The organism is Streptomyces sp. TAA486 (genome assembly GCF_000426165.1).
In genome coordinates this window covers 210365-228301 of sequence record NZ_AUEV01000013.1, presented here as the reverse complement: position 1 = coordinate 228301, position 17937 = coordinate 210365, and the positions used below count along the sequence as shown (strand labels likewise).

Annotated in this window: 17 protein-coding genes; 9 read left to right on the top strand and 8 right to left on the bottom strand. The window is 73.2% G+C overall.

The features are described 5' to 3' along the window. Positions 1–49 precede the first annotated feature (49 nt). Positions 50–541 (top strand): hypothetical protein, encoded by a 492-nt coding sequence (locus tag I004_RS0118535; RefSeq protein WP_037976754.1) that lies wholly within the window; start codon positions 50–52, stop codon positions 539–541. A gap of 37 nt (positions 542–578) precedes the next feature. Here I004_RS0118535 and I004_RS0118530 read toward each other — a convergent pair whose 3' ends face one another. The 3 genes from I004_RS0118530 to I004_RS0118520 form a co-directional block, all read right to left on the bottom strand. Further along, positions 579–896, bottom strand: coding sequence for a DUF4326 domain-containing protein (locus I004_RS0118530; protein ID WP_028436725.1), 318 nt, complete (start codon positions 894–896; stop codon positions 579–581). 26 nt (positions 897–922) lie between these two features. Continuing rightward, entirely contained in the window at positions 923–1456 is a 534-nt protein-coding gene (locus tag I004_RS0118525; protein WP_028436724.1) for a PaaI family thioesterase, read from the bottom strand. 191 nt (positions 1457–1647) lie between these two features. Beyond that, positions 1648–1947: an antibiotic biosynthesis monooxygenase gene (locus I004_RS0118520; RefSeq protein ID WP_028436723.1), complete on the bottom strand. Its 300-nt coding sequence runs from the start codon at positions 1945–1947 to the stop codon at positions 1648–1650. A 104-nt stretch (positions 1948–2051) separates the two neighbouring features. Between I004_RS0118520 and I004_RS0118515 the strand changes: the two genes are divergently transcribed. Beyond that, complete coding sequence (locus tag I004_RS0118515) at positions 2052–3017, top strand: helix-turn-helix domain-containing protein (RefSeq protein ID WP_028436722.1); 966 nt, start codon at positions 2052–2054, stop codon at positions 3015–3017. 15 nt (positions 3018–3032) lie between these two features. On the opposite strand, the gene I004_RS0118510 is transcribed toward I004_RS0118515, so the two are convergent. Further along, positions 3033–5585, bottom strand: a complete 2553-nt coding sequence (locus I004_RS0118510; RefSeq protein ID WP_028436721.1) for a helicase-associated domain-containing protein — start codon at positions 5583–5585, stop codon at positions 3033–3035. A 120-nt stretch (positions 5586–5705) separates the two neighbouring features. On the opposite strand from I004_RS0118510, the gene I004_RS0118505 reads away from it, so the two are divergent. The 3 genes from I004_RS0118505 (at position 5706) to I004_RS0118495 (ending at position 8460) form a co-directional block, all read left to right on the top strand. After that, entirely contained in the window at positions 5706–6764 is a 1059-nt protein-coding gene (locus tag I004_RS0118505) for a hypothetical protein (protein ID WP_028436720.1), read from the top strand. A 33-nt stretch (positions 6765–6797) separates the two neighbouring features. Next, a complete protein-coding gene (locus tag I004_RS0118500) occupies positions 6798–7718 on the top strand; it encodes a carbon-nitrogen hydrolase family protein (protein WP_028436719.1) in 921 nt (306 codons plus the stop codon). A gap of 76 nt (positions 7719–7794) precedes the next feature. Then, positions 7795–8460, top strand: coding sequence for a haloacid dehalogenase-like hydrolase (locus I004_RS0118495; protein ID WP_051345157.1), 666 nt, complete (start codon positions 7795–7797; stop codon positions 8458–8460). Here the strand turns inward: I004_RS0118495 and I004_RS0118490 are convergent. Next, on the bottom strand, positions 8442–8666 hold the full coding sequence (locus I004_RS0118490) for a hypothetical protein (RefSeq protein WP_028436717.1): 225 nt from the start codon (positions 8664–8666) through the stop codon (positions 8442–8444). The two genes, I004_RS0118495 and I004_RS0118490, sit on opposite strands and share 19 nt — an antisense overlap. A gap of 228 nt (positions 8667–8894) precedes the next feature. On the opposite strand from I004_RS0118490, the gene I004_RS0118485 reads away from it, so the two are divergent. Then, on the top strand, positions 8895–9278 hold the full coding sequence (locus I004_RS0118485; RefSeq protein ID WP_028436716.1) for a cold-shock protein: 384 nt from the start codon (positions 8895–8897) through the stop codon (positions 9276–9278). Positions 9279–9390: 112 nt separating this feature from the next. Here the strand turns inward: I004_RS0118485 and I004_RS0118480 are convergent, their stop codons facing one another. The 3 genes from I004_RS0118480 to I004_RS0118470 are packed head-to-tail and all read right to left on the bottom strand — an operon-like array spanning position 9391 to position 12351. Beyond that, positions 9391–10278 (bottom strand): 1,4-dihydroxy-6-naphtoate synthase, encoded by an 888-nt coding sequence (locus tag I004_RS0118480; RefSeq protein ID WP_051345184.1) that lies wholly within the window; start codon positions 10276–10278, stop codon positions 9391–9393. Then, complete coding sequence (locus I004_RS0118475; RefSeq protein ID WP_028436714.1) at positions 10275–10940, bottom strand: futalosine hydrolase; 666 nt, start codon at positions 10938–10940, stop codon at positions 10275–10277. Before I004_RS0118475 ends, I004_RS0118480 begins: the two co-directional genes overlap by 4 nt. Before the next feature lie 25 nt (positions 10941–10965). Beyond that, positions 10966–12351 carry an MFS transporter gene (locus tag I004_RS0118470; protein WP_028436713.1) on the bottom strand — a complete coding sequence of 462 codons (1386 nt, stop codon included), beginning with the start codon at positions 12349–12351 and terminating at the stop codon, positions 10966–10968. Positions 12352–12662: 311 nt separating this feature from the next. Here I004_RS0118470 and I004_RS34705 point away from each other — a divergent pair, with 311 nt between their 5' ends. The 3 genes from I004_RS34705 (at position 12663) to I004_RS0118455 (ending at position 17887) form a co-directional block, all read left to right on the top strand. Further along, entirely contained in the window at positions 12663–13679 is a 1017-nt protein-coding gene (locus I004_RS34705) for a DUF3027 domain-containing protein (RefSeq protein ID WP_037976751.1), read from the top strand. 314 nt (positions 13680–13993) lie between these two features. Beyond that, positions 13994–17143: a sacsin N-terminal ATP-binding-like domain-containing protein gene (locus I004_RS0118460; protein WP_028436712.1), complete on the top strand. Its 3150-nt coding sequence runs from the start codon at positions 13994–13996 to the stop codon at positions 17141–17143. Positions 17144–17242: 99 nt separating this feature from the next. Continuing rightward, entirely contained in the window at positions 17243–17887 is a 645-nt protein-coding gene (locus I004_RS0118455) for a dihydrofolate reductase family protein (protein ID WP_028436711.1), read from the top strand. Positions 17888–17937: the final 50 nt, after the last annotated feature.

Genomic DNA, 17937 nt, shown 5'->3' with positions numbered 1-17937 from the left:
CCGTATCCGAGGGCGCGTTGAACGGAACTGACGAAGGAGAGCGACCGGGATGGCGACGAAAGTTGCGGTAACCGGGCACATGGAGCTGTCCGAGGACACGGTGCCGCTCGTACGGGCGGAACTGGAGCGGCTGTTGCGCATGTTCGAGCCCTCCGGGCTCGTGGGTCTGTCGTGCGTGGCGGCGGGCGCCGACTCACTCTTCGCGGAGTCGGTGCTCGCGGCGGGCGGACGGCTGGTGGCTGTCCTGCCCAGCCGCGACTACCGGCAGGCCACGGTGAAGCCGGAGCATGCCGAGACCTACGACCGGCTCACCGCCGCCGCCGACGAGGTGCTGGTGCTGCCGTACGCGAACGCGGACCGCAAGGCGTACGAGGCGGCCAACGCGGTGCTGCTGGAGCGCGCCGACCGACTGGTCGCCATCTGGGACGGCCAGCCGGGATCGGCGGAGAAGGGCCGTACGACCGCGGACATCGTCGCGGACGCGCGCAGCGCCGGTCTCGCGGTCGACGTGGTGTGGCCGGCGGGCGCCTCCCGCGCCTGACGAGGTGAGGCTGAACCCGGCGGAGCTTCCGCTGGGTTCAGCCCGCGTCCGCGAGTTCGGCGATCACCTGCGCGTGGCAGGGTTCCGGAACGCACCAGCAGCCGAGCCTGCGGCCGCGCAGTTCGGGCAGCATGGCGAGAAGGTCCGGGCGGTCCAGCAGGTGTTCGCGGTATCTCCGGAGGACCTCTTCCCGGGTGCCGTCGCGGCCGGGACGGAACGGACTCGCCAGCGGCGACCCCTCCAGATGCCATCCGCCCCGGTGCATCGGGCGGCCGACGTAGATCACGTCGGCGTAGTCGGGGTCGTCGCGGTGCCCCTTCAGATTGACGACTGTCGTCGCCGCCGTGCCGCTCATGAACTTCCTCTGCTTCCTGGTTGGCCTCAGCCCGACTGGGGCAGGGCGAAGACCGCACAGGTGGTCGTGCCGTGTGCGTACAGCCTGCCGTCGGCGGCGCCCGTCACGCGTGCCTCGGCCGTCGCGGTCGTGCGGCCCACGTGGAGGGTGGCGCCCTCGCACCGCAGCGTCGGGGTGTCACCGAAGACGGGGCGCACCAGATTCACGCCGAGCTGGACGGTCGTGTAGGCGCGGCCCGCGGGCAGGGTGGTCATGACCGCGGTGCCCAGGGCTGAGTCCAGGAGCGTGGCCAGGAATCCGCCGTGCACCGTGCCCATCGGGTTGAACAGGTGCTCACCGGGCTCGCCCTCGAAGACGGCCCGGCCCTCCTCGGCCTCGACGAGCCGGAAGCCGAGGGTGCCGCAGATCGGGGCCTGGGGCAGGTGACCTTCGAGGCCCAGCCGGACCAGTTCGAGACCGGGCCGTGCGCCCGCGTCCAGGTATGTCGTCGGGGCCGCCCAGGTGTGGGTGCGCGAGCGCGTGGTGTCGTTTCCGGCGGACCGGGCGGTGGACTGGGACATGGCGTCGTTCCTCGCTGTCGGGCTGTCGTACGAAGCGAACCTACGAGCCGCAGGCGATCTTCGGCAGTGTCGCTTCCGACGCGTTGCATATGGTTTCCGACGGCTGCGGTGCCGTGAGTGGCGGACTGGGACAGGGCGGGAGCCCCGGGCGGCGTGGATCGCGCCCGGGACTCCTGTGAGCGGCGGACGCGTCAGGGAAGCTTGACCGCCGGCACGTCGACGGGCCGGATGTCCGGTGCCGAGGCGAGCATGGTCGGGGCGGCCTCCGCCAGCGCCGCCGCGATTCTGCCCTCGAGGTGAGCGGTACGCCCTTCCTCGTTCTCGAACGTGTCGAAGACGCCGAAGGTGGTCGCGTCCTGGCGGAACGCGAACCAGGTGACCGTGGTGCCCTCCTGCTCGGCGAGTTGCCGCGCCTCGCGCAGCAGTTCCCCGACCTTCTCCGCGTGCTCCGGCTTCGCGTCGATGCGGGCCAGCAGTCCGATCTTCGTCATGTGATCCCTCCCGGTGTCCTGCCGTTGACGAACACCTGTGAATCCATGGAGCCGGACGAGCGTCTCCCAGTGTCGTCAACGACACGTCCGATACCGTTTCCGCCATGGGCATCGCCGTACTCGCATACGACGGGGTCTTCGACTCCGGGCTGGCCGCGATCCTCGACGTGCTGAGCACGGCCGACGCCATGCGGGGCGATCTGCCGCACCCGCCGCCCGCACGGGAGGTCGCGACGGTCGGTTTCCGCCGCAGGATCCGCACCGGCGCCGGGCACCTGGTGACGACCCGTCCCGTCGCCGAGGCCGCGGACGCCTCACTGCTGCTCGTGCCGGCGCTCGCCGAGCGGCGGCCGGAGAAGCTGATCGACCACGTCTCGGGCCCGGCGTCGGCCGCCGCGCGCCGGCTGGTCCGGGACACGCGCAGCAGGGATGTGCCGGTCGCCTCGGCGTGCACCGGCACCTTCCTGCTGGCCGAGTCGGGTGTGCTCGACGGCCGCCGTGCGACGACGAGTTGGTGGCTGGCGCCCGTCTTCCGGAAGCGCTACCCGGACGTCGGCCTGGAGGAGACGCGGATGGTGACGACCTCCCGCGGAGTGACGACGGCGGGCGCGGCCTTCGGACATGTCGACCTCGCGCTGGCCGTCGTCCGCATGGCCAGCCCTGCGCTCGCCGACCTCGTCGCCCGCTGCCTGGTCGTCGACGAGCGCCCTTCGCAGTCCGCGTACACGATCCCCAGCGCCCTGGCGAAGAACGACCCGACGGTGGCGGCCTTCGAGCGCTGGGCGCGGCTTCACCTGGGCGAGCCGGTCAGCATCAAGGAGGGGGCGCAGGCGGTGGGCGTCAGCGAACGCACCCTTCAGCGTGCCGTACACCGCACGCTGGGGACCTCTCCCGTCCGCTTCGTCCAGGACCTGCGCGTCGAGCAGGCGTCCCACCTGCTGCGTACGACCGGCCTCTCGCTGGAGACCATCGCCAGGAGGGTGGGCTACGAACACCCCAACACCCTGCGGATACTGCTGCGTGACCGCACCGGCGTCACCGCGGGGGCGCTGCGGCGGCTGCGGACGTGAGTGCGCCGTGCCGGGTCAGGGCCCGGCGAGTTCGGCCGCGCCCGTGATGCGGTGCAGCGGATAGGTGCGGACCTCGTCCGCGGTGTGGTCGTACGCCGTCACGAATCCGCCCTCCACGCGCACCGGCGCGATGACCCGCTGGCTGGCGGCCCCGTCGGCGTTGACGTAGCCGATCCACACCGCGTCCCCCGACTGCGCGGCCGACCGCATCATGGCGATGGTGTCCGCCGACGTCGTACGCGGAAGGGCCGCGCCCCCGGAGGCCGGGGGCTTCGGCACGCGTCCGGACGGCTTGGGCGTCTTGTGCTTCGCCGTCGCCGCGTGGTCGCCCGCCCGGATCGCGCGCACGGCGGCGGTGAGCAGCGCCCCGTCCGGCACCGGCGGGCCGTCGGGCACCGGCTCGGGCGCGGTGCGCGGCGGTGTGCGGTGGGCGTCGGCGCGGGCGATCAGCACATCGCCCTCGGCGCCCTCGGCGGCCGGCGCGTAACCCATCTCCCGTAGTTTCGCGAGCAGTTGGTCGGGCGGGAGGGGAGAGGCGAGCACCGTCGGTGCGAGCAGCCGCAGTTGGAGCGTCGCGGAACGCCTGTCCGCGGTGATCTCGGTCAGGAGCGCGTCGTCGTCGCAGCGCACGTACGAGGACGCGGCACCCACGCGCAGCCTGCCGTGCTTTCGTGCCACGTCGTCGACGAGGTAACTCAGCGGCTGCGGGACGGGGGTCCGCGAGTGCGACGCCAGGAAGGCGTGGATGTCGCTCGCGGTGCGTCCGGCGTCCAGGGCCCGCCGGACGGACGCCGGGGTGAAGCGGTAGACGGTGGCTCCGCCCTTGGACTCGACGTCCGCGAGGACGCCCAGCATGGCGGCGAGCGGCCGCTGCAGCGGGCCGGGCGCCACCGCCGTGAGATCGGCCTGAAGCAGGATGTGGTCGAGCGGCTCGGGCAGGAGCGGTGCCAGCCGCCCCGCGGCCTGTGCCGCCGCACTCTCCAGTTCGCTCGCGGTGCGGGTGCCTCCCCCAGCTACCGCTGCGGGTTCCCCCAGCTCGGGCAGGATCAGCCCACGCGCGTACGAGGCGAGGGCGCCGCGCCCGGTGAGGCCGATCAACTCGGCTTCGTGCAGGGCCCATTCGGCCAGCTGCGTCCGCAGGTCGCCCGGGCTCTCACCGACGGCACGCCCGGCGCCGCGCAGCGGGCGCTCCCAGCGCAGCCGTGCCAGGACGGAGTGCTGCGTGGGCGCCGAACCCGCCTCGAGGGCGGAGAGCAGTTCGAGAGTCCGGCGGCGCACCTCGGCCGACAGGCCGCGGTCCAGGCCCTGGCCGAGCGCGGCGAGGACGCGTCCCTTGGAGTCACGGGTGCCGACCAGGCCGGATACGCGGGTGCCGGTGAGCCAGCTCAGCACGACGTGGGACCAGCGCTCCTGCGTGGGGCGGCGCAGCCACTCGTCGTACGCGGGCGTGGGCGCGTAGGCCTCGTCGGGTTCGTTGTCGGAGGCCAGCAGGCCTGCCGCGTAGGCGAGTTCGATCCAGAACGCGGCCGTCGGCTCGGGCACGTCCAGGAGGGTGGCGGTGCGCTTGAGGTCCCGCACGCCGAGGCCGCCGGCGCGCAGCACGGACGGCGGGTCGGTCTCCCAGTCGGAGAGCAGGTCCTCCAGGGTGCCCAGCGCGGCAAGGGCCTGGCCCGCGGCCGCCTCGTCGGTGGCCTGCCCCGGATACTCGCGCCGGACCTCCAGCCGTGGTGGCAGCGGCTCGACGTCCTGGTGCGCGCGGCCCGCCCGAAGATGCAGCGCCACCTCGCGGGGGAGGACGACCGTGCGGGGCGCCGTCCTCACCAGCAGGGCGCGGTCCAGCAGCCATGTCACGGGCGACGAGAGCGAGTCGGTGTGCACCGAGCCGTACGGCGGCCCCCAGCGCAGCTTGTCGAGCATCGCCAGCGACTCGGGCGGTCCGGACCCGAGGAGCGCGCCGGTGCGCTCGCGGTCCGCGAAGAGCGAGGTGAGCTCGGCGAGAGCGCTCACCGGATCGTGCGTCGCGGGGAGCCCGGCCGTGGCGAGGATGTCCTGAAGGCGCCCCGGCGACATCCCGGCCGTCGCCTCGGCGAGCGTCGGGCCGAGGCCGGTCGGGGACGGAGCCGACGGGGAGGGGCTGAGCAACTCCCATACGGTGCGCACGAGATGGAGCCGGTCGTCGCCGCCCCACAGCAGAGCCTGTTCGCGCAGCGAGCGCAGGGCGCGCGGCAGCTCGGCGGCGACGTCGTCCGCCTGTGCGGCTGCCTCGTCCGACGCCTCGGGGTCTCCCGTGAGGAGGGCCTCGAGGGTGGCGTACGAGCACGGGTCGGGGGCGACGGCGATGGCCTCGGCGGTCTGCAGGGCGAAGCGGTCCAGCCGCTCCACCGCCCGCACGACGGACGCCCGGGTGCCCGCACGCGTGGCGAGCTGGGTGAGGTCGTTGGGAACGGGGGAGAGCAGGTCCGGGCGGGTGCGGAGCAGCCCGGCGAGGGCCGCGTCGTCGCGGCCTCGCAGATCGTCGGCGAGCGTGCGGGGTGCGGCGCTGCTGCCGCCGCTGTGCTCGGTGCTCATCCAGACCACGTTTCGGTGCTCATCCAACCCACGTTAGCGCGGGCGGCGCAGGGTACCGTCGTGGGCAAGCCTGGCAATTGGCAGGGCAGGCGCCAAGGGCAAGCAGTCGTTGGGGAATTGGTGGGGATCGAGAGCGACAAGCTCGTATTCGATTATCTGAGCCGGATCGGCGACCTGGCGCACAGCACGCCGATGACGGCTGCCGAACGGGCGCGCCTCGTCAGCGGTCTGCGTGGCCGGATCGACCGTCTGCGGGCAGAGGAGGGCGGCGCCGAGAGCAAGGCCGCCGTGAAGAAGATCCTCGCGCGGCTGGGGCGGCCGGAGGAGGTCGTCGCGGCGCGCGGCTCGGTCGCGGGCAGCTCGTCGGGCGGTGCCGGCCGGGGTGACGACCGCGGTGACGAGGGCCCGAAGGTGTCGTTCGGCAAGGGCCCTTCGGGGACCTCGGGGCCGACGGCTCCCACGGCCTCGTACGGCGCCTCCGCGCCCCATCTGGCAGGGATGGACGAGCTGGGCCCCGAGGAGTCCGACCCGGACTGGTGGCGGGTCGACCCGAGCCCCTACGGCGACGGCGGCGGCAGCCGGACGTTCGGCGAGCCGGTGCCCGGGTTCGTCGGCGGCATCGAGCTGCCCGAGCTCCTCAACCCGCCGCCCGGCGGCGGCGAGGAGGACGACGCCCGGCCGGGGAGCGGCCGTCCGAAGGTTCCCGTGCCGGCCGCCCGCAAGGCCCCCGACGACGAGGCGGTGGAGGTCGCGGACGCCGAGGCCGACGTGGCCCTGGGGGGTGCCCGTCGGCGGCTGTGGCCGCGGCGTTCGCGCCTCGCGGTGGCCGGGCCTCGCGCGGGCGGCATCGTGGAGTGGGCGGCGGCCGCGCTGCTGGTGGCGGGGGCCCTCGTCGGCTCGCTGATCACGCTCGGCGTGGGCTGGCTGGCCGCGTGGTGGTCGCCGCGTCTGAGCCGCACGGAGGCCAAGTGGGCCGCGGGCGGCATGCCCGGGCTCGTCGCGGCGGGCATGCTGGTGTGGCTCTGGGGACGCGTCGACGGACGGTGGGGGGAGCCGATAAAGGAAGGCGGCAAGGAGCTCGGTCAGGCCATCATGGACTCGGGCCCGGTGGTGCTGCGAGTCGCGGCGGTCGCCAGCGCGCTGTTCCTCGTCTGGCGTGCCCGCCGGCCCCGGGTGTGAGCTCGGGAACGCGACAGCGCGGGGAGGCGGTCCATGTCCAGGCTGACGGTGGCGACCTGCCAGTTCCCCGTGGATGCCGGCATCGAGCGCAACTGCCGTTACGTCATGCACCAGATGAGGTCCGCGAAGGAGCAGGGCGCGGACATCGCGCACTTCCCCGAGGCGTGCCTGTCCGGCTACGCGGGCGCGGACTTCGCCGACTACGGGGAATTCGACTGGGAGTTGCTCGACTCCGCGACACGGCAGGTGATGGAGCTCGCAGCGGAACTGCGGCTGTGGGTGGTGCTCGGTTCGACACACCGTCTGACCGGCAAGCACAAGCCGCACAACAGCCTGTACGTCATCGACGACGCCGGCGCTCTGGTGGACCGCTACGACAAGCGCTTCTGCTCCGGCGATCCCGACGGACGCACCGGTGACCTCGCCCACTACACACCGGGCGACCACCCTGTCGTCTTCACCGTGGGCGGCGTCCGGTGCGGCACGCTGATCTGCTACGACTTCCGCTTCCCCGAGCTGTACCGTGAATACAAGCGCCAGGGCGTGCAGTTGGTGCTGCACTCCTTCCACGCGGGGCACGCACCGCCGGCCAAGATCGCCGCGATCCGGGAGGCCGTCGGCGAGGACGTGCTGCACCTCAATACCGCCGACACCTACCCGGGCATTCTCATGCCGGCGACGATGACGGCCCAGGCCGGGGCGAACCATGTCTGGATCAGCTGCCCCAACTCCTCGGCCAGGGAAAGCTGTTGGGGCGCCTTCTTCGTCCGTGCGGACGGCGTCACCACCGGTCGGCTGCCCCGCAACCGTGCGGGGGTGCTCATCTCGGCCGTCGACACCGAAGCGCCGCTGTACGACTCCACGGCGCACTGGCGCGGCAGGGCGATGGACGGAGTCCTCAACTCCGGTACCCCCGTGCCGGATCCACGCTCCGCCGACCGCACGTCGCTGTGACCGTCCGGGCCCTCTCGACCTCGCGGCCCGCGCCACGGCCGTCCCACCTGGGGTGAACGCCGCGGGGAAGGGCAGGATGGCCGGCATGGCAACGCACGACCAGGACACCCCGTCGGCCGCGGCCGGACCGGGCCCCACCGTCGGGTTCGACCTCGACATGACGCTCATCGACTCCCGCCCCGGCATCCTGGCGACCTACGAGGCCCTGTCCGAGGAGACGGGCGTCCATATCGACGCGCACCTGACGGTGACGCGCCTCGGGCCGCCGCTGGAGCAGGAGTTGGCCCACTGGTTCCCCGACGAGCGGATCCCCGAGGCCGCCGAGCGCTACCGCGAGCTGTATCCGCGGTACGCGATCGTGCCGTCGTCCGCGATGCCGGGCGCACGCGAGGCGGTCGCGGCCGTACAGGCGGCGGGCGGCAGCGCCGTCGTCGTCACCGCCAAGCACGAGCCGAACGCCAAGCTGCACCTGGAACACCTCGGCATCGAACCGGACGCGGTGGCCGGCTGGCTGTGGGCGGAGGCGAAGGCCGAGGCGCTGCGCGAGTTCGGGGCGAGCGTGTACGTGGGCGACCACGTCGGAGACGTACGCGGAGCGGCGACGGCCGGCGCTCTCTCCGTGGCTGTGCCGACCGGTCCCTGTGATGCGGAGGAGCTGAGGGGAGCCGGTGCGGATGTCGTACTGATCGGAGGACTGGGCGAGTTCCCGGGCTGGTTCGCCGACTACTGCTCGCGGCGCTGACCAAGTGCCGACCTCACCAGGCCGGCGGCGGCCATCGCGAAGCCCACACCCATGAGCATGCAGACGAAGTAGGCGGGTGCCGGGAAGGGCTCGGTGCCGAGGAAGAGCGGGGCCACAGTGACCAGAGTGGCCAGGGCGCCGATGAGGAAGACGACGCCGCCCGATCGTACGAGAAGATCCCCGGGCCGTGACGTTTCAGTGTTCACGCGGCCAGGGTAGATCGGTTGGCAACTGTACGGAGAACCGCTCGGTGGCTCCCCCTGGCCCCAGAGGGGTCCGGAGGGACCTCCAGCCACCGGGCACCGGGGGTTAGCCTTGGTGATGAGCGGGTCATTCGGCCCGCTCAACTTGCTCTCCGGAGCAAGGTTCAGGACGTGATCACAGCTTTCAGGACGCAGCCGAGGCTGCCCGGCAGTACGAGGACGAGGACAGACGTGCCTACCGGCAAGGTCAAGTGGTTCAACAGCGAGAAGGGCTTCGGCTTCCTCTCCCGCGACGACGGCGGCGATGTCTTCGTGCATTCCTCCGTGCTGCCCAGCGGCGTGGACGCCCTGAAGCCGGGCCAGAAGGTCGAGTTCGGCGTCGTCGCCGGGCAGCGCGGCGACCAGGCCCTCTCGGTGAGCGTGCTGGACCCGGCCCCGTCGGTCGCCGCGGCGCAGCGGCGCAAGCCCGACGAACTGGCCTCCATCGTCCAGGACCTCACCACGCTCCTCGACGGCGTGGCACAGGGCCTCGAGCGCGGCCGCTACCCGGACAGGCAGCACGGCCACAAGATCGCCGGCATGCTCCGTGCCGTCGCCGACCAGCTCGACGTCTAGGCCGACGCCTGGCGGGGACGCGCGGGCGGCGGCGGGTGGGGGCACTCCCCCACGCTGCTCCCCCAGAGCCTCCGGCCTGGGAGGTGCCCCCAGGGGTCCCCCACCCGGGCCGTCAGGTCCAGGGGGAGAGAGCATCGTCGGGGATGGGCGGCACAAGGCCCTCCGCGGCGGCTCGGGTCAGCAGCCCGCGTACTGCCGCGATCCCGTCCTCACCGAGGTCGGCGGTGAACTCGTTGACGTAGAGCCCGATGTGCTGGTCCGCCACGGCCGGGTCCATCTCCTGCGCGTGCTCCAGCACATACGGGCGTGACGCCTCCGGGTCCTCCCACGCCATCCGCACGGACTCGCGTACCCACTCCGCGAGCCGGACCAGCGTCTGCGTGCCCAGTGAACGGCGGGCGATGATGGCGCCGAGCGGGATGGGCAGACCCGTCGTGTGCTCCCAGTGCTCGCCCATGTCGGCGAGCTTGTGCAGCCCGTACTCCTGATACGTGAAGCGCGCCTCGTGGATCACGAGGCCGGCGTCGACCGCGCCGTCGCGCACGGCCGGCATGATCTCGTGGAACGGCAGCACGACCACTTCGCCGACTCCGCCCGGCACTTCCTCCGCCGCCCAGAGACGGAAGAGCAGATACGCCGTCGACCGTTCGCTCGGCACGGCCACGGTCCGGTCCTTCAGCGAGCCCGGGTCGACGGGCTCACGAGTGAGGACCAGCGGTCCGCAACCGCGGCCCAGCGCACCACCGCAGGGCAGCAGCGCGTACTCGTCCAGCACCCACGGCAGCATCGCGTAGGAGACCTTCAGCAGATCGCCCTCGCCGCGCTCCGCCATGCCGTTGGTGATGTCGATGTCCGCGAACGTGACGTCGAGCGGGGGCGCTTCCGGCACGCGGCCGTGCGCCCAGGCGTCGAAGACGAAGGTGTCGTTCGGACACGGTGAGAAGGCGATGCTCAGCGCGGAGGGCGCGCTGTCGGTGCCGCCGATGCCGTCGGTGCTCATGGCTCCCATGCTCGCAGCACCGGAAGCATCGCCGCGCATCCGGTCCCGAGGGCGACCAGCGCCTCGGGGATCCGCCACGCCGCGCGGTCGCGGGGGCCGACGGCGTTGGAGACGGTGCGCAGTTCCAGCGCCGGTACGCCGTGCGCGGCAGCCGCCTCGGCGACGCCGAAGCCCTCCATCGCCTCGGCCACGGCACCGGAGTGCCGGGTGGCCAACTCCCGGGCGCGGGCGTCCGTTCCGGTCACCGTCGAGACCGTGAGCACCGGTCCTTGCGCGGCGTCGGCGGCCTCCGCCACGGCTCGTGCGAGAGCCGGGGGCGGGCGGTGTTCGGCCGTGCCGAAACCCAGGTCGGCGACGGAGGCGAAGCCGTCCGGAGTGTCGGCACCCAGGTCGGCGGCGACGATCGACGTCGCGACGACCGTGCCGCCCAGTGGCTGCCCGAAGCCGCCCGCGATGCCCGCGGAAACGACCAGGCCGAACGGCACGTCGCGGGACGCGGCGGAGCTGAGCGCGGTGGCGGTGGCGGCTGCCGCGGCGGCAGGACCGACGCCGGCGGCGAGCACCTCGACCCCGTCCGCCCCGTCGCTCCGCTCCAGACCCGCGAGCACCGCGTCCCGCTCAGCTGCGACGGCCGTGACGATCAGAATCCGCGGTGAGGGCATGGCCGCAGGCTAGCGGTGCGCGCCGTCAGGCCACCCGCGGGTGCGGGGTGCCGTGTCTGGCGGCGCGCAGCAGATTCCGTACGGAGAACACGGCGCCCGCGGCGATCACGACGGCGCCGACGCCCATCCCCAGCGGTCCGATCAGCGGCAGCGAGATGCCCAGCCCGCCGCCCACGACCCACGACATCTGCATCAGGGTCTCGGAGCGCGCGAACGCGGACGTGCGGACCTCCTCCGGCATGTCCCGCTGGATCAGCGCGTCCAGCGACAGCTTGCCGAGGGCCTGGGAGATCCCGGCGGTCATCGCGACCACCGCGACAGTGACCGTCCCGTAGATCGCCGCTGCCGAGGCGACCGCCGCCAGCGCGCAGGCCAGCACTCCCGCGATGATCACCTCGGGGGCCCTGGCCTTGAGCCACGCGCCGATCGCCGTGCCGAGTGCGTTGCCGCCGCCCGCAGCGACGGCCACGAGCCCGAGTGAGAAGGCGCCGGAGAGACCGGTCAGCGGCTGGTCGCGCAGGAGGAAGGCGAGGAAGAAGGTGAGGAAGCCGGACAGTCCGCGCAGCGAGGAGTTGGCCACCAGCGCACTGCGCACGGAGGCACCCACCGTCCGCAGCCCCGGGCGTCTCTCGCCCCGGCCGTTGCGCTCGTCCCTGCCGTTCCTGTCGTCCCGGCCGTCCAGGATCCGCGCGGGCGCGAGCCGCGCCTTACGCTCACCCTTCGCCGAGTCGACCTTCCCGGGCAGGGAGAAGGACAGGACGGTGCCCAGCACGAAGACGGCGAACGCCCCGTAGAGCGGCAGCGCCGAACCGAACTGGTGCAGGCCCACTCCGAGCGGCGCTGCCGCTCCCGTCGCCACGAGCCCGGCGAGAGTGACCCGCGAGTTCGCCTTCACCAGCGAGAACGTCTGCGGCAGCAGCCTCGGCACCACCGCCGAGCGAACGACTCCGTACGCCTTGGACGAGACGAGCACGGCCAACGCCGCCGGATACAGCTCCAGACGCCCCGTCTCCACCGCACCCGACATCGCCAGTGCGAGCAGCGCACGGACCAGCATCGACGCGGCCATCGCGGCCCGCCGTCCGTGCGGCACCTTGTCCAGGAGCGGACCGATCACGGGAGCGAGAAGCGCGAACGGCGCCATGGTGACGAGGAGATAGAGCGCGACCCGGCCACGCGCCTCCCCGGTGGGGACGGAGAAGAAGATCGTGGAGGCGAGGGCGACCGTGATCAGCATGTCGCCCGCGGAGTTGACCGCGTGCAGTTCGATGAGTTTGCCGAGGCCGGACTCGCCCGCGCCGCCCCCGTGAGTGAAACGGCGGAGGCGACGGGCCACCGCCGCGGGTGGCCGTCGCACGGCACGCGCGGCCCCACGAAGCAGACGACGTCCGCGCCCAGGCTCGGCAGCCACGAGCTTCAGTTTGCCCCACTGGCGGTGACGGATGCGGACACTCCACGCCGGACGGACATTCGTGCGCCCCGGGCAACCGAATCCCTCCGGAACGGCTCACCGATTCCGTGGGGTAGCGTGGTCGGCGGTGCGCTCCGCACGGCTCCGAGCGGGGCGCGGACGTTCGCAGCGGCTCCCCGGTTCCGCTCCGTCCGCAAACCAAGGGGCCTCCCCGCCGCAGGGAGGGGAAACCGTCGGTCGCGGCCGCCGTACGGGAGTGCACGCCGATACCGGCGCTATGGCGTAGGAGAGACGATTCTTGTGAGTGCTGCATGACCGCCGCCACGCGAAGCGGCCGTACCCGTCGCGCCCCGGTCCCCGACCGGCTCTGCGCCGAAGCCGTCGCGCTCGCGCGCGAGGCGGCGGAGACCGCCGCGGGGCCCGAGCAGGTCGGCGATCACATCGAGGCCGTGGCCGACGGGGATCGCGTCGTCACGCACTTCTTCGAGTGCCGGGAGTGGGCGTACCGCGGCTGGCGCTGGGCGGTGACGCTGACCCGGGCATCCCGGGCGAAGGCGGTCACACTGGACGAAACCGTTCTTCTTCCTGGCCCGGACGCGCTGCTGGCCCCCGAGTGGGTCCCGTGGAGCGAGCGGCTGCGGCCGGGGGACCTCGGGCCGGGCGACCTGCTGCCCACGGAGTCGGACGACCTCCGCCTCGTGCCGGGTTACGCGGAAGGCACCGGTGACGCCGCGGGCGCCGCGGGCGCCGCGGACGTGGGCGCGGGCACCGACGGTGCGGACGCCCGTACGTCCGGGACCGGTACCTCCGGGGCCGCCGAGGCCGTCGCCGCCACGGATGTCGCGGCCGGAACGGAGGAAGCGCCCGCCGAAGAAGCTCCCGCCGGCGAGGCGGTCGCCGCGGAAGCGCCTGTCGAAGAGGCGGGCCCCGAGGGCGAAGAGTCGGCGCCGCAACCCGAGATCGTCCCGCCCCCCGAGCGCGCCAGGATCGCTGCCGTCGCCCAGGATCTGGGCATGGGCCGCCCCCGCGTCCTGTCCCGCTACGGGCTGGAGACGGCGTCCGACCGCTGGGAGGACGAGTACGGGCCGGAGACCTCCATGGCACAGTCCGCGCCGGCGAGCTGTGTGACATGCGGCTTCCTCATGCCGCTGGCCGGCTCGCTGCGCCAGGCCTTCGGGGTCTGCGCGAACGAGTACAGCCCGGCGGACGGCCATGTGGTCTCGCTGGCGTACGGATGCGGTGGCCACTCGGAGGCGGCGGTCATGCCGAAGGCCACGCAGCCGCCGCCACCGGTGATCGACGAGACGCGGGCGGACGAACTCTCCTGAACGGCGCGGGATTCGCCTTCGGTGCGTGGCGCGTACCGAAGGCGGGACCGGCCCCCGGATCTCCCCGCGGAAAGCATCCGCGGCCGCCCTGCCGAGGGCCGCAGGGCCTCTCCGCCGAGGGCTGTTGAGGCATCTTCCGGCAGCACGATTCACGCCCGGGTGTCTGGACGCGCTCGCGAAGGGCACCCTTCCGGGACCGTGCACCCGCGCACGGCATGCCGGCGAACGAGAACCGGAGGCGGATGAGCCGCCTGCGGGATGCCGTACCGTCACCGGCGGGGCGAGGTGCCGGTTGCGCGACGAAGGAGACGGCGATGGGGCAGCAAGAACCGCAGGCGGACACGTTCGGAACGGCGCGGATGCGCCGCGGTGTGCTGGACGCCTGGACGGCCTCTCCCGCGCGCTTCCGTGAGGACGCCAACGCCGAGCAGCAACTGGCGCTCGGCGGCTACCGCGACCGCCTCGTCGTCGAGTTGGCTCAGAACGCCTCGGACGCCGCCGCCCGCGCACACGCACAGGGACGGCTCAGGCTCACCCTCCGCGACGACGTGCTCGTCGTCGCCAACAGCGGTGCACCGCTGGACGCCGAGGGCGTCGAGTCGCTCTCGACGCTCCGTGCCTCCGCGAAGCGCGACGACGAAGACGCGGCGGCAGTGGGCCGGTTCGGCGTCGGGTTCTCCGCGGTGCTCGCGGTCAGCGACGAGCCCGCCGTCGTCGGCGCCACGGGCGGTGTGCGGTGGTCGCTGGAAGAGGCGCGGGAGATGGTGCGCGAGGCGGCACACGAAAAGCCCGCGCTCGGGCAGGAGTTGCGTCGCCGTCAGGGCCACGCGCCGCTGCTGCGGCTGCCGTTGCCCGCGGAGGGCACCGCGCCCGAGGGCTACGACACCGCAGTGGTGCTGCCCCTGCGGGACGCGGGCGCACGGGAGTTGACGGAGCGGCTGCTCGCGGAGATCGACGACGCGCTGCTGCTGACACTGCCCGGCCTGGACGAGATCGTCGTCGAGACCGGCGAGGGTGTGCGCACACTGACGCGGCACGTGGACGGGCCGTTCGTCGAGGTACGCCGCGACGACGGCGGGGCGCGGCGCTGGCGCGTGGCGCACGAGAGCGGGATCGCGCAGGACGCCCTGATGGAGGACCGTCCCGTCGAGGAACGGATGCGTCCCGCCTGGTCGGTGACGTGGGCGGTGCCGGTGGAGGACGGCACTCCCGCACGGCCTCCCACGGCTCCCTGCGTGCACGCTCCGACGCCGACGGACGAACCGCTGGGCCTGCCCGCGCTGTTGATCGCGACCTTCCCGCTGGAACCGACGCGCCGCCACGTCGCCCCAGGCCCGCTCACGAAGTTCCTTCTGGAGCGTGCTGCCGACGTCTACGTCCATCTGCTCCGCGAGTGGCGGCCCGTGACGGCGGACGTGGTGGACCTGGTTCCGGGACCATTGGGCAAGGGTGAACTCGACGGTGAGCTGCGGCAGTTGCTGCTGTCGAAGCTGCCGGGGGTGCCGTTCCTCGCGGGCGCGGGCAAGGACGAGGAGGGCGAGGCCGTCGTGCTGCGGCCGCGCGAGGCGGAGATCGCGGAGGGCGCGGGTGCCGCCACCGTCGGCGTGCTGGCCGAGCTGTTCCCCAGCCTGCTGCCCGCCGGGATGGAGCGGCGGCCGGAGCTGCGTGCGCTGGACGTCGCGCGGGTGCCGCTCGGCGAGGTGATCGACCGGCTCGCGGGCGTGGTGCGGCCCCCCGAGTGGTGGCGCCGGCTGTACGACTCGCTCGCCGGTGTGGACCCGGACCGGCTGACGGGACTTCCCGTGCCGCTGGCCGGAGGGACGCCGCGGACGACGATCGGACCCCGGCAGGTGCTGCTGCCGCTGACCGAGTCGTCGGCGGAGGCAGCCAGGGCAGGGCAGTTGGCGCGGCTCGGCCTGAAGGTCGCGCACGAGGACGCGGTGCATCCGCTGCTGGAGAAGCTCGGTGCGACGGGCGCGACACCGCGCGCCGTGCTGACCACCCCGCAGGTGCAGGCGGCCGTCGCCGCGTCGCTGGACGAGGGCGACGCGTGGGACGCGGGCCTGGGCGAGGAGGGCGAAGGGCCCCTCGACGCGGAGGAGTTGGCGGACCTCGTGCTGGGGCTCGTACGCGACGCGCAGCTCGGCCCCGGTGACGAGCCGTGGCTCGGAGCGCTGGCGCTGCCCGACGAGGACGGCGAGATCGCGCCGGCCGGCGAGCTCGTCTTCCCCGGCAGTGCCTTCGAGCGCGTCATCCGCGAAGGCGAACTCGCCGCCTGCGACGGTGAGCTGGCGGAGCGGTGGGGCGAGCGGCCCCTCACCGCGGTCGGAGTGCAGGCGGACTTCGTGCTCGTACGGGCCACGGACGTCGTCCTCGACCCGGACGAACTGGAGCCCCGTGAGGGCGACTTCGCGGAACCCGACGACGTGGGCCTGCTGGATGCGGTCGACGTCTGGTGCGAGGACGTGCTCGACCAGCTTCCCGAGTCGACGGTGGCTGTGCCGCCGGTCGCCTCCGAGCTGGTGGCTGTGCGCGATCTGGACCTCGTCGACGACGACAGCTGGCCCGAGGCCCTGGCGATGCTCGCCCGGCCGCCGCTGCGCGACGCGCTGACCGCGCCGGTGCGCGTGCTGCTGCCCGGCGGCGTCACGGAGACGGTCCGCCCGTACACCGCGTGGTGGCTGCGCGGCCACCCGGTGCTCGACGGGCGGCGCCCCGCAGGGCTGCGCGCTGCAGGCGGGGACCCGCTGCTGGACGGGCTCTACGAGGAGGCCGACGCCTCAGGGTTCGGCGACGCCCAGGTGCTGCGGGCGCTCGGCATCCGCACGTCCGCGGCGGCGCTCCTGGAGGAACCCGGAGGCGCCGCCGAGCTGCTGCGGAGGCTCGCGGACGCGGACTCCGAGGTCGGTCCCGCCCAACTGCACGGACTGTACGGGCTGCTGGCCGAGATGGACCCCGAAGAGGTCACGCTGCCCGAGGAGTTGTGCACCGTGCGCGGCGGGCAGGCCGCCGTCGGGATCACCCCGAGAAGCGAGGCGCTGATCGCGGACGCGCCCGATCTCGTGCCGCTGGCGGACGGCCGGGCACTCCTGCCGGTGGACCCCCGGAACGCCGCGGGTCTGGCGGCCGTCCTGGAGGTGCCGAGGCTGAGCGAGCGGGTGGAGGGCCGGATCGACACGGCCGCCTCCGGAGAGGGCACGGAGCGCGAGGTGCCGCAGGCGGTGCGAGTGCTGCTTCCCGAGGCGCCCCTCACGTACCGCGAGCACGACGAGCTGATCGTCGACGGCACCGACGTGGAATGGCGGCGTACCCCCGACGGTGTGCTGCACGCGGCCACGCTGGAGGGCGTGGCAGCGGGTCTGGCCTGGGCGGCGGGCCGGTGGGCGCGCCGTTTCGAGGTGGCCGCGCTGCTGGAGGACCCGCAGCGGGTGGCCGAACTGGAGAGGGCACGCTGGTTCGACTGAGCGGCGTGCGCCGCGTGGCGTCGACCGGCATGGCAGGGCCACGCCGGCCGACGCGGTGCGGAGCCGATGAGTTCCGCAGCGTGGGCCGGTCCGAAGGGCATGACTACTCTCACGCTCACCACGTTCGTATCCCTCGACGGCGTCATGCAGGCGCCCGGCGGCCCCGGCGAGGACACCAGCGGCGGCTTCGAGCAGGGCGGCTGGGTCGTCCCCTACTTCGACTCCGGCATGGGGGCCTTCATCGAGAAGACCTTCGCCGAGGCGGGCGGCTTCGTGCTCGGGCGCCGCACGTACGAGATCTTCGCCTCGTACTGGCCGGGCGTCACCGACCCCGACGACCCGGTGGCCACCAAGCTCAACAGCCTCCCGAAGTACGTGGCTTCCACGACGCTGAAGTCCGCGGACTGGCACAACACCACGCTGCTCGCCGAGAACGTCCCCGAGCAGATCGCGGCGCTGAAGAAGCAGGAGCGGGACGGCGAGCTCCAGATCCACGGGAGTGGCGCACTCGCGCAGTCCCTGATGGCGCACGACCTCATCGACGTCTTCAGGCTGCTGACCTACCCCGTGGTCCTCGGCAACGGAAGGCGGCTGTTCGCGGAGGGGGCGATGCCGACGGCGATGAAGCTGACCGACTCCACGACCACCGGCACCGGAATCGCCATCCACACCTACGAGCGGGCCGGACGCCCTGAATACGGCTCGGTCGAGCTGCTGGACGACGATCCCTTCCAGGACAAGTAGCGGGCCACGGCGCCGAGTGGGACCCGGCCGGTACCGCATACGCTGCCCGG